Below are 13,211 nucleotides of genomic sequence, written 5' to 3'. Positions count from 1 at the left end.
CTCCATATTAATCTTAATCTTCTCTTTTCTTAACTCGTTTCTTATCTTAAAAATCTCATTCATATTTCTTAAATCTTGTTTTAAAGTATCAAGTAGAATTTTTCTCTCATAGTTTTCTAGGGTATTATTTTTTAAAAATTGCTCTCTTATTTTAATAGAAGATTCTAACTCTTCAAGTCTTTGAATTTTATCAGCCTTAATAGAAATGATATTTTCAAAAGTATTTTTAATTCTTTCTAATAAACCATCAAGAACCAATTTTTGCTTCTGAAAGAGGCTTTGTTTATCAATATTAAAATATAAATTATTTGGGGTAAAACTTTTAGCGTCTTTTGTTCTAATAGAACCTACTAGAGAAAGCTTGCTATCATTAAAAGATGCTTTTAAAATCACCTCTACATCATTTGCCTTTAAAAGTTTAATTTCTTTATTTTCCATAAACTTATCTGGTTCATATTCAACCTGCATAAGCTTTTTAGCAATTTTTTCTCTTGTGGCTTTAAAATTTACTTCATCGGCTTTACTTTTTGCCTTTTTACTTGTTTGTATGCCAAGCACTTCAATCTCATAATTATCCATTGAAAATCCCTTATTATTAAACATTTCATTTAAAACTTCTAACTCTGTTTGTAAATGCTTTTGAGAATTTCTATCACTTTCAAGCAGTCTTTCATTGGAAAGTATGCTTTTTTTATAATGTTCTAAGTATCTCTCTTCTGTTTTTAAGAGATTTGAAATCTTGTGTTTTTCTAATATAAAAGGATTGCCTGTTGCAATAGCTTTCATTTCAGCTATATTTGCTACTTCTTCATCTATGGCATCAAAAACTCTTTGTTCTTTTAATTTATCTGCTTTTTTAATTTGTATTAAAGGTAGAAGTTTTTGTTCATTGATTTGAAACATTCTTGAATCATAAGTTTGTTCTGTGGCATAACGATAATGAGCGATTTCAAAATGTTCCTTATCTATTTCAAAAAACATATTACCCTGTCTTATGCCTCTCCCTGCTCTTTGCTCCAAATCTATTTATTTAATTCATATTCTAATTTGCCCTTTAATAACAATTAACCATCTTTTCTAATAAATTTTGGAATAAGTTGTCTTAATGCTGGTTCTTCATCCTGATTAATTGCATTAAACAATCAAAATTTAATTATTGCAACCAAGCCTATTTTTGTTTAAAATATTGTGCATATTCAAAGGGTCTTTCCTTTAGTTTAAAATAAAATTTATTATGAAATTGGGTTGTAGTATTTAAAGTTTTTTGAAGTGTTCCTGGAGAATGCTTTAAAGCACCATTATATATCATTTCTTCTTTTTGTAAATAACCCACAGCATATTCCAAAGGAGAAATATTTGAGAAAAATAAGTCGATAAGATTGAAATTTAAATTATTATCTGCTTCTGTATAGAAAGAGTGATTATCATACATTTTATAAGCAGCTAAATTAAAAAATAAATTATTTTTATCTTGATATAAGCCTATATCATAGGCAATTATAAATTGCCTTAAGCTCCATATAAAATAAGAATAAAATAAATCATCGTTAAAATCTATTATTTCATAGTTATTTTCTTTTACCATTTTATCTAGTGTTGAAATTAATGCAAGTTTATTTAAGTTTGTATTTTGAATATCGTAAATTTTAATACCTCGAAATTGATTAATTTCGTTAATATAAGAAGTTAGAAAATCAATATTATCATTATACAATTTTAAAAAATATTTTTTTACTTCTATATTATTTATGATTTTATCGGGATTGTTTTTGAAATAAAAATCTTTAATTTCTTGAAAACAGTTTTCATTAACATTAAAAGCTTGGAAGATAATATTTCTTTTCTCAAATATAATTTTACCTAAATATATACTGATCTCAAATTTGAAATTTTTTCTAAGGCTGTATTCTTTTTTTAAATACTCTTCATCAAGTCCTTTTATACTCACATTACTTTGTAAGCCTAAATAAATGGTTTTATCTTCTCTTATATTGGAAATATAATCTTTAAGTGGTATTTTTGAAATTTTCATTATTTCCCTTACTATAAGTTTCTACCTATGAAGGTTTCTACATATCTTGAATCTCTCTCATTGGGTTGAATTTCATAAGCATCTTGCATAGTGCCTATATTACAACCTACTAAATAATTTTCACTAGGATCACAAATTCTATTAAATTTGTCAAAAATAACTTTTTCGTTAATATAGGCTTGTTCTGAATAAAAAATATACCTACCCAAAGCATCCATTTTATTATTATAATATTTTTCTATATAAAAATGTCTGCATTCATGGAAAACCGTTGTTGCAAATTCTTTAAAATAAGCTTTCATAATGTATTGATTCAGTCTTACTTCATTATCTTCATAAGATCCAAAAGATAAGGATCCACTAGGTTTTTTGCTATAAAATACTACTTTTTCTAAAGGTAGGTTAAATCTTTTACAAAGAGTTTGGGTTAATGTTTTTAAAAAATCTTTACATTCTTTAAGATCCCTGTTTTTATTATTTAAAAGATCGGTATGGAATTGTTTAAAACTTTTACCATCTTTATATTCTGAAGGTAAAATTTCATTAGCTATAGTGTTGATATATTTATAATCTCTATCCTGAAGGTAACTTTCCTTATCTTTTTCTGATATACTTACTAGAAATCCCTTATTGACCACATCAAATCTATAGTAAATATAAGCAATTTTTCCTGCAAATTGAGGATAAATTCTAAGATAGGTAAAAAAATCTCTCTTTTTTTGTTTTTTTAAATTTGCTCTTAAAAACCAATTTGCCTCCTCAATACTATCGATGGTTTTTTGTCGGTTAAGATGATATATATTAGTATTTTTTAACTCCTCCCTTGTAGATAGTTCTTTTATTTGATTATCTCTGCCCCAGCCAACTCTAAAACTCATATCTATGATTTTATAAGCGTCGTTTAGATTAGGAAGTCTTTTAAATTTATTTTTATCTTCATAAGCAAACACTAAAGCATAGTATTTATCAAATTCTTCTTCATTGGATCTTGTTAAAGGTAATGAAAATCCTATTTTGTCAAATTCTTCCTCTTTTTCTTCATCGTCCATTTCCCAGCATTCGTGAAAATATTTACTTTCATCCTTTAAAAATTTTATATCCTTAAATTCTAAAGATTCTTTGCCTTCTAAAATTCTTTGAAGTCTTGCTTCGTTTTGAATTTGAGCCAAAGCCCAAACGATATTTGCATCATCATTTAGTCCATAAACTTCGCATTCTATATAAGTTCCTGGTGCAAAATTTGCTTTTTCATCGATAATAATTTTTAAGCTTTTTTCGGCACTTACAATATCTTCATCCTCATCAAGCTCCCACTCTGTTTCTTTTATAAAATCAAGCTTCGATTTTTCTTTCTTTGGATACTCCACCTTTAAAGAAACAATCCCTTCTTCTTCATTTCGTATAAATTTAACTTGCTTATTTAATTTTTCTAATAACTCACTTTGTGCCATACCTATACTACCACTACTGCCAAATTCCCCCCTCTCATTAATACTATAAAGATATAAATTATCTTTGATAATACTTTGTTCTTTTTTGCTTTTTTTATCTTTATTTTCTTTTTCATTACTTTCTTTTAATTTTATTGCTTTTGAAGTTTTAGAACATTCTTTATCTGTATATAATCTCACACAATATTTCCCCCAAGTTTTTCCTATCTCAAAAGGATAATCTTTTAAAAAACTAGGTTGTATATCCTTAGCTATTTCATTTATTTTTAAATAATACATTCCTTCAGGTAAAGTTCCAAATCTATCTTGAATACTTTCATCATCATAGTAAAAATAAGCTTTTCCAATTTTACTATTGTTATTTGAATAAAAATAATTTGCAATTTGTTTTTTACTTCTTTTTTCATTATCTGCTTTAGCTGTACCACTTCTTGCCATATAAGAGTTTATTAAATCATTACCTTTGTAATGATAAACATTAAATCCATCATAAACTAGATGATCTTTAGCTTTAAATTTAAGTATAAGTCCAATTTTATGTTCACTATAATTATTAAATATCCTTTTAGCATTTTGTATAGGAGTAGGGAAGTAAGCTTCTTTTTCATCAAGTTTTACTTTAAAACTATAACAATCGCTAAAATACTTTTCTTTATCAAATCTTATTTTACCTTTTTCATCACTGCGTCTTTTTAGATTGACTACTCTTAAAGTTTCATTATGTTTAAAACCTTTTATAACAATTTTAGCATTCGCAATAGGCTTATTGTATTCATCTTTTAAATATAGAGTGATAAATTGAGGTTCTTTGTTCATCTAAAGGTTCTTTTGAAGTTTATTAAGGCTTTTGTTATTGTAGAAAATAGTATGTTCTAAATTGGTTTGAGAGTTTGTATTGTCATCTTGTAAATATAATACTCCAGATGGTAGGATATGGGTTCTATAATACATAAAGCATCTCCACAACTCATACAATCCTTGTGTAGATTTCAATAGCCAAGATCGCCATTTAAGCTCTTGAAAATATTTTTTAGAAATTGTTATTGGCTCAATTTTTTCTTTATCAATAAATTTAATATTAACCGTCCTGCCTATCTTTAAAGGATATAATTTCTTTTCTAAACGGGGATTTATAAATTCTGCAAGTCCGTCTTTGCTTTGAAAATCAAAATTATCATCTAAGGGATAAAGTTTTAGATTGGGAATACAAACAGGATCATAAATCTTAGCATCAATATGAAATTTTACATCTTTATTAAATGCTATACTTGTGCTTCCAAAAGTAAAAGTTCTTTTAACATAATCACTTGAGTTTGTATCTAAGTAATAATAAATAACTGCAACCACTCTGTAGTCTTCGACATAATTTCCATTCTTGGAAACAAATGGATTTTCACCTCCATACATTTTAGTTTTTACTATATCATCTAATTCTAAAATATATGTTTCATTTTCTATTTTACCTTTAAATTCCTCAAGTTCTTTTTCACTAAAAACACTATCAAAAAATTTTTGAAATACCCCAAAATTTGTAGCATTGGTATATCTATCTACATATTTCATATAATCAAATGCTGAAGCTTGTATGATTATACTTGCTTTTTTATCTCTTACCTGATAATCTTTATTTATGAGCACATAATTATCTTTTCTAGCTAAATTACTTGGTGGTGTACTTTCTCCCCAAAGATAATAAGATAAAATTTCTATTCTATAATCGCCTTTTAGGTTTAATAAAAAATCCATCTTATTTTCCTATTATATCTAAAACTTTTACATGATTCACAAATCGATTCATAATTATCATTGTCGCGTATTTTTATTTCACCACAATTTGTAATTGGGTAATGCTCATATCTGAAATAATTGTCATTTTCCCAATTTTTTAAATCATCTTTATTAAATTTTTTTTCTGGTTTTTTATTGCCAATAAGATACATTTTAACTAATAAGTCATAATCATAATAACCAAATTTTGAAGGTATGACAAAGGGTTCATAACCACCTATTTTTACAAATTTAATATCATAAGAAATAAGATAAATTTCTTCTCTATAGTTAAAAAGTAAAGAATATTTAAGCTTTATATGTTTTATAGAAATCTCCTGTTAAAATTTTTTCTTCTTCAAAAGGTCTTACAATGCTAAAACCTCGCATTATTTTTTTAAGATTTTCTTCTTGAGTTTTGTTAAGATCAATTTGTTTGATAATATCATCAATATCAAATTGTTTACCATTGCTAAAAAATTGACAATCTTCGTCTTTAAAATAGCATGTAGTACTAAAATATTGCCACTCTTCTTGAGCTACATTATAATATCTTTTGCTATGTGTGTAATCATAAAATTTTTTAAGTAAATCTTTAGTGGCTCTTTCAAATACTTCATTTCTATCTAATTTTCTATTTTCTTTTATGCAATAGTCATTTTGATTAAGAGCTATAAAGGGGTGCGGAATTATCTTTACATAACCATTTTCAAATTCAGTGTAAAAAAATATTTTATATGTTGCAAATCCAATAAATAATATAGCCGCAACCCAAGCTATTTTTTTAATTTTGTATCAAATAAGAAATTAAGTCTATAAAAAAGTTTTTTCATTTTAAATTCTCCTAAAATCTTAAACTATTTTACAATAATACTTATAACAACCGTTAAAGTATTTTTCTTTTTCTATTATCTTGATATTAAGCAAGGCTTCATCTTTGTGATATATTATAATGATGATTATAAGTTATATAGGCTATTAATTACTTATATAGATACAATTTTATGATTATTATATTCTTGACTAAAATGATTAAGATTTTCTAAAAATATTTTATACTCATTGATATGGTCTTTTTCATTTTGTATATTGTTTAAACACTTAAGACTTTGGTTGAAAATATTATTATTGTAAAAATTACAAGAAAAACTATCAAAATTAAATTCTTTTAATAAATTACTATTTTTATTATCTATAGAGCATAAAGGAGTAAAGGAATTTTACAAGTATAGCAAACATTGCTATAAATACAACACAAGGTATATAAAATCTTTTAAGTTTATAAAAAGGTTTTTCATTTTTATCCTTTTTATCTATTCTGCCTTAATCTCTCCACCTTTAACCACAAGTCCATTAGAATCTATAATTACTTCTACTCCGCCTGCTTTAATGATAACACAATCTGTTTTTGCATTAATAATTGTTTCTCCCACTTGCACGGTTGCCTCACTATCAGCTTTTAACCGATGAGTAGTTTTTGCATAAGTTGTGATATTATCAGCTACCATACTTGTGTTTTTATCGCTTTCAAATCCTATAGATTCATTGCTTGTAAAAAGAATATTGTCTTTACTTTTGTAATCCATTTCTTTTTCGCTTAAAACTTGCATTTTATCACTAACATTAATATCCCAATGCCCTTCAGTCACTTCTTCTCTATTTCCCTTTACATTCCTTATCTCATCCTTATGTATAATAGTATTTTGATTAGCTCCTATTTCTATATCCTTATTTTCTCCTATAAACTCACTTGAATTTTTAGCAATTCTTGTTTTATTATCTACCCCTACATTTAAAGTATTGCTTAATCCTACTATAGTATCTTTAGAAAGTGCTACATTGGTTAAATATTCTCCTCCTACATTGACATTTTTAGCTAAATCTATAGTTTGGGTATGAGCTTTTTTAATCCTTTCATTGTAAATTCCATCTACTATAGAATCCTTATCATTTAAAATTCTTTGAGTAAAATTATGCTGCACTAATTCATCATAATCTTTTTGGGCTTTTAGATAGATTTGTTCTTTATCTTTTATATTTGAGAGAGTGAGTTCAATGGCTTTGTTTTGCATAAGTTTAAATCTTTAGTCATTTTAACACTATATGCGTTACTCCGTGTGTTGTTTTAAATGCAGGTTTATTAAAATAAGCAAATAAGATTAATTGATATTTTTCATTCATATTATAAAATTTATTCCTATCGCTTTGTAAAAGCATAGAAGTATTAAAGGTTATATCATTTCCTTGAAGATTTTCTAATGTATTAATTTTAAAACTATTATTTTCTGTATCTTCCTCTTTTTTTATACAATATGCCCATTTAATTGTCTCATCAAAGAAAAATTTTTCCTCATTATTTAAATAGGCTCTAATAAAAATAGTTTCATTGCAAGGGATTTTATCAGTGGTATTTTGCTGTTCTTTTTCTTTATAAGCTTGCAAATTTGTGATATATAAATTCTCTCTTGAATTTTTTATTTGTTTTTCATATCCATTTGATCCAATATCCAAATAAAGATTTTCTCCAAAATCTTGCATACTTACTTTATTTGTAAAAGTATAATAACCTCCTTGCTTATCTGCAGAACTTAAAGAGACTATCGCTACATTTCCTATTTGGTGCATTTGACCTGTGCTAAAATCTTTTAAAGCCTTTGTGGCAATAATACATTTTGTAGCTCTCTTAAAAAAAGAAGAGTTTTTATCTAAAATTAAATCAATTTTAAAACTACTCTTATAAATACCTTCTGTGTGGCTTAGTTCCAAGCTTTCATAAATTCTTCTATTCTCACAGTTATGAAGAAATACTTTAGTGATGGTTTCATGATTGTTTCCATTTTCATCTAAAATATTAAGATTATTAAGTGTTAATTCAAAATTTCCCCCTCTATAAGATAAAATTTCCTCACTATATCTTTCTAGTTTTAAATGGATTTTTAGCATCTTTGAGGCTTTATCTTGTAAAATTTTAAATTGATTTTCTTTAGCAAAACTATACAATTCTATAGCATTTTCTTCATTATTGGCAAGAGCAATTTTTAAAATCCCATCATTTTTGTTTATGAAATATGATATATTGTTTTTTACTGCTTTAAAATGTGTCTCATTTTCTCTTGTTAGAATAAGCTCTTCTTTAGCACTACAAGAAAAAGCTTGCGGATTACTTGTTTGTTGTTCTTCTTGTGTTGGATCATATTTTAAATATATAAGTTCACATTGATCTTCTATCAATTTAGAGCAATCTATTTTTGCTTTTGTTCCTGCAAGTAAAGTAATAAAAGTATTTTTAGGTTGTTCTATTTGTATAATAGATGGAGTGGGATTTGGATAGAGGATAAGAATGTTATAAAATGTATTTGCTTCTAGTTTTTCAAACTTTTGACTTAAAGTTTTATTAAGCAAAGCAACATTATCTAATTTATTAGCACCTAAATTCTCACAATAATTAGCAATACAATAAATATTATCTAAGCTAAAATTTTTTTGAGTGAGGGTGTTTAGGTAGCTAAGATAGGGGGAGAGAATATCAGCTATACCCTGAAATTCTTCTTTAGCAACATAAGAATAATAGTGTTTGTCTTTAGTATGATATGTATTGTATTCTCTTAAGAGATTCTTTGCTTTTTCATCAACTTCTTTGCATTTCTCATAAGTTTGCATAAAAGAAAGGTAAGTGTATTTATCTAGCAGTTTCAGCCCTTGCTCGGTATTGGCTTCTTTAAAGTTAAAATTAAGATAAGAGAAGATATCAAGACTTGTTGAAAAATATTCTATATTATTATTTTGATCTTTATTACCTAAGCCAAACATAGCGGCTTCTTGGATTCTGCGAGAGTAATAAGGGTTTTTGAATTGTCGTATATCGGCATAATAACGCACAGAAAACCACGCTAAAAATCTATTCTTATCTTTTAGGGCTTTTTGAAGCAAGATGAGTCCACTCTCTGGGTTAAATCTTGCTGGACGCTGATAATAAATAGATAGTAAGGGAATAAACTCTTGTGGATTGGCTAATTCTGTCTTACTAAAAGAAGTAAGATAATTTGCATTCCATTTGTTTAATTTGTGTCTTAGTGCCTTAATTTCACTAAAACTAATGATATTTTTAACTTCTATTGCTTCATCATCCGTAAGCTCAAAAATCATATTTATATCAAGTTTTTGGTTGATATCAGGATTTTGGTTGTAGATTTTTATATTATTTTGTAAAATGATATTAAGATCTTTTTGTAGATTAATCATATTTTGATTTGGGTTTTTACCTGTTTGATAGGTATTTTTTTGAATTTTATTACTTACTCTATACTCATTAATCTTATCTTTTATTTCTTTAGAAGTTGTATTAATGAGAGCTTGTGTAGAATCTCTTTGTTTGCTTAGTATATTGGCTAGAGTATAGACACCATTTTCCAAGTCTGCGTATTTCAAAATGCTCACTTTATACATCAAAATTACTTCTCTCCATTTATCCACTTCAATATTAAATCCTATACCAATGGTAATTTTTGGAGTATCTGCATTATCAGCATAAATCTTTGTTTTAATCCCTTCAACTAACTTTAATAGACTAAGTAATCTGTTGTTAAACCCCTCATAGCTTAAATTTGTTGTCTTAATTGGCATTTAGTTTCCTTAAATCTATATTATGAATAAATTTATCAAGTGGCTGAACAACTCTGGTTTGCATTTCATCTAAATCAAATTCACACCCTCCATTTGTACATATAAATCCCTCATCTTCAAAAGCACATACTTGAGTATAGCGACTATTTGAGCTTAATACTTGCAATGCCTGAGAGATTTTTGTAAGAGTTTCTTCATATCCTTGTGGAAACAATTTATTATAAAATCTAAACTTTGCTAAACCTTTAATAGAAAAAATATCAAGTATCATATTGTCCTCACAAGTATAAAAAGTATCTTTGTTTATGAGAGAACTTGTATCTATGATAGTATTGGTGCTAAGTAATAAAATTCCCATTTTATAAACCCTTGCTATACAAGACTTGTAATGATGTGGTTTAAAACCAAAATGAACTGAGTTATGATTTTCATACATTATTCCGTTTTCGCGTCCTTTGTTAAATACTTCTTCCACTTCTTTTTTATCATCATTTTTTGCCAATAAAAAACAACGCATATTATCCCTATAATCCATAAAATTTTTAGCAAATTTTTGCATTTGTTTTCTTGTCTCTTGTCCCTCTTTTGTGTTTTTTGGGATACTCTTTAATATTGAAAAATAGAGTTTAGAATATAATCTATCAAGTTTTTTTAACCCCCCGCTTTCATCATTGCATATTATCTTTTCAACTTTTGTGCTAGCCTTGCCACAATCAAAGCTAGGTTTAGCTTCTGCGGGAGATTGGGCATTAGCACTAATACTCAACATTAAGAAAAATCCTAAAACTATTAAAAACTTTTGCATGAGAACTCCTTTAATTTATCTATTCTGCCTTAATCTCTCCACCTTTAACCACAAGTCCATTAGAATCTATAATTACTTCTACTCCGCCTGCTTTAATGATAACACAATTTTGATTTGTTGTAATAGTAGTATCGCCTACCTTATGAATGATTTGGTTACCTGCTTTTACTTCATAATCTGTTTGAAAGTCGCTATATTTAGATTCTGCAAGTTCTGTATGTTGTTTTTTAGTTTGCGTGCTTAAATTTTGTTCTGTATATATATCAATGTAATTGCTTGTTTGCATACTAAAATGTTCTTGTGTAAAATAATTCATTCCCTTATTGACATGAAGTTCGAGCTTTCCTTCAGTCACTTCTTCTCTATTTCCCTTTACATTCCTTATCTCATCCTTATGTATAATAGTATTTTGATTAGCTCCTATTTCTATATCCTTATTTTCTCCTATAAACTCACTTGAATTTTTAGCAATTCTTGTTTTATTATCTACCCCTACATTTAAAGTATTGCTTAATCCTACTATAGTATCTTTAGAAAGTGCTACATTGGTTAAATATTCTCCTCCTACATTGACATTTTTAGCTAAATCTATAGTTTGGGTATGAGCTTTTTTAATCCTTTCATTGTAAATTCCATCTACTATAGAATCCTTATCATTTAAAATTCTTTGAGTAAAATTATGCTGCACTAATTCATCATAATCTTTTTGGGCTTTTAGATAGATTTGTTCTTTATCTTTTATATTTGAGAGAGTGAGTTCATTAAAACCTTCTTCATTTGTGCCTATGGTTTTAGAAGAAATAGAGGTTTGATGATCATTAAAAGGAAGATTTACTAAGCTTGCATTAGTCCCATTATACAAACTCCCGCTCACATAAGGTTTATCTATATCATCATCTAAAAAAGAAATAATCACTTCATCACCAACTCTTGGAGTATGATAAAAACCTGAATGATTACTTGCAATGCCTGTTGCTACTCTTAAAAAAGGAGTGTGATGATAAGATTTATAAGTATCGTTTGATAAATTATTAGAAGAGTTTATTAAGCTTGTATTATCTTTAGAATTTGTATTGTTTGTATCCTCATGAATATTGGTTTTTATATTTGCATTTAAAAGATTTTCATCTAGTTCTTCTTGATTGGCATAAAGATTAATCCTTACTTTAACTCTTCCATACTCATCTGTATAAATAGTATTTCTCTCACTTTCTATATCCTTACTTTCTCCTATAACAATACCTTGAGTGCTATTAGGAGCTTTAGGTTTGGCTTTAAAACTTGGAGTAAAGATAATATTCTTTTTTAATAAAGTTAAGGTATTAGAATAAGATTTACTTAAATTTAAATCTTTTAAATTTAAATGATCATTTGTATTAATAGAATTAGCTAAGATCGCATCATCAATTAAGATTTGAGTATTAGCAATAACGATAAAGTCTTTAAGTAAAGAAGTATTGTCTTGACTTTTTGTATCTTCATCACTCAATCCACCAAGATTTAACTCCTCATAATTTAAAGTGATAAAATCCCCCAAGCTAAGATGATAGATATTGCTTTTTGCTAAGAAGCTTTCATTTAATACCAAAGCTCTTTTTTCTTTAAGGCTAGGTTTGGTTTTTAAATCAATATTTTTTGTAAAAGAATACTCACTCTCATAAAAATGCTCATTATAATAAGCTTTATTATTGAGTTCTTGTTCATAAGCAACTTTATTAGAATGCAAAGATAAAAGGTTTAAAGGAGTATTAGCATTGATACTAGAATGTGTAAAAGAATTGGTTCTTAAACTTTGTTCTTTATAAATAGAAGAAATACAAGCTTGATTTAAAGCATTGTTGATATTAGGATTATATTCTATCTCTTTGCTTTTTGTATTTTTATACACATCACAAAAATAAATAGCGTTTTCATCCTCATAAAAAAATATCCCATTATTATGGGCTAATCTTGTGATAAATTCTAAATCACTTTCATTATACTGAGAAATGAGTTCTTGTTCTTCATAATTAAAATGCATATTAGAATAATCTATTTGTTTGTGCAATATATCTTGATAAAAATGAAGAGTTTGTTTGATAACTTCTATAATATTGGTATGAGTATAAATACGATTGGCTTTATTTAAAGAAAGTCTTATTAAAACCGATTCAAGTTTAAAAGAAAAAAAGTGTTTGTATTTTAATTGTTTGGTATTTGAGGTGCTATCATTGATATTTGATGTGCTTTCTTGATTAATGCCTAGATATTTTATATAAGTGATAATTCCTTTATAATTTTTAACTTCATTTGTATCAAAATTTAAAGTATTGTTTTCATAAGGATTATGAATGCTTAAAATAGCTTCTTGATCGATTAAAACATTAGGATGAAAATTAAAATCTTGACTTAGATTAAATAAGCTTTCATCTAAACTTTCAAAAAAACCTTCACATTCTATAGAAAAAAGTTCTTCAAAACTTTCTTTGATGATGGCTTTAGTGATTTTAAAGGGTAGGGGATTTGAAGCAGGATTAGAAATATCAAGACTCAT

The 13,211-nt window shown here is 26.7% G+C and carries 7 protein-coding genes and 1 pseudogene; all 8 read right to left on the bottom strand.

What is annotated here, in order from left to right; genetic code table 11:
- A pseudogene (locus tag CQA44_RS13280) lies at positions 1 to 981 on the bottom strand (hypothetical protein); the annotation flags it as partial.
- 187 nt (positions 982 to 1,168) lie between these two features.
- A complete protein-coding gene (locus CQA44_RS09855; RefSeq protein WP_115547075.1) occupies positions 1,169 to 2,032 on the bottom strand; it encodes a hypothetical protein in 864 nt (287 codons plus the stop codon).
- Between the two features lie 11 nt (positions 2,033 to 2,043).
- Complete coding sequence (locus tag CQA44_RS13275) at positions 2,044 to 4,299, bottom strand: hypothetical protein (RefSeq protein WP_258864993.1); 2,256 nt, start codon at positions 4,297 to 4,299, stop codon at positions 2,044 to 2,046.
- A complete protein-coding gene (locus CQA44_RS13270; RefSeq protein WP_258864992.1) occupies positions 4,300 to 5,229 on the bottom strand; it encodes a hypothetical protein in 930 nt (309 codons plus the stop codon).
- A 1,334-nt stretch (positions 5,230 to 6,563) separates the two neighbouring features.
- The gene (locus CQA44_RS09835; RefSeq protein ID WP_115547073.1) at positions 6,564 to 7,322 is read right to left on the bottom strand and encodes a bacteriophage T4 gp5 trimerisation domain-containing protein; all 759 of its coding nucleotides are present in this window, start codon (positions 7,320 to 7,322) and stop codon (positions 6,564 to 6,566) included.
- A 16-nt stretch (positions 7,323 to 7,338) separates the two neighbouring features.
- The gene (locus CQA44_RS09830; protein WP_115547072.1) at positions 7,339 to 9,873 is read right to left on the bottom strand and encodes a hypothetical protein; all 2,535 of its coding nucleotides are present in this window, start codon (positions 9,871 to 9,873) and stop codon (positions 7,339 to 7,341) included.
- Positions 9,863 to 10,678, bottom strand: coding sequence for a lysozyme inhibitor LprI family protein (locus tag CQA44_RS09825; protein ID WP_115547071.1), 816 nt, complete (start codon positions 10,676 to 10,678; stop codon positions 9,863 to 9,865). Before CQA44_RS09825 ends, CQA44_RS09830 begins: the two co-directional genes overlap by 11 nt.
- Positions 10,679 to 10,697: 19 nt before the next feature.
- Positions 10,698 to 13,211: a type VI secretion system Vgr family protein gene (locus CQA44_RS09820; RefSeq protein WP_115547070.1), complete on the bottom strand. Its 2,514-nt coding sequence runs from the start codon at positions 13,209 to 13,211 to the stop codon at positions 10,698 to 10,700.

The organism is Helicobacter sp. MIT 14-3879 (assembly GCF_003364125.1).
The sequence above is the reverse complement of the archived record's forward strand: the minus strand, read 5'-3'. Positions and strand labels throughout refer to the sequence as shown.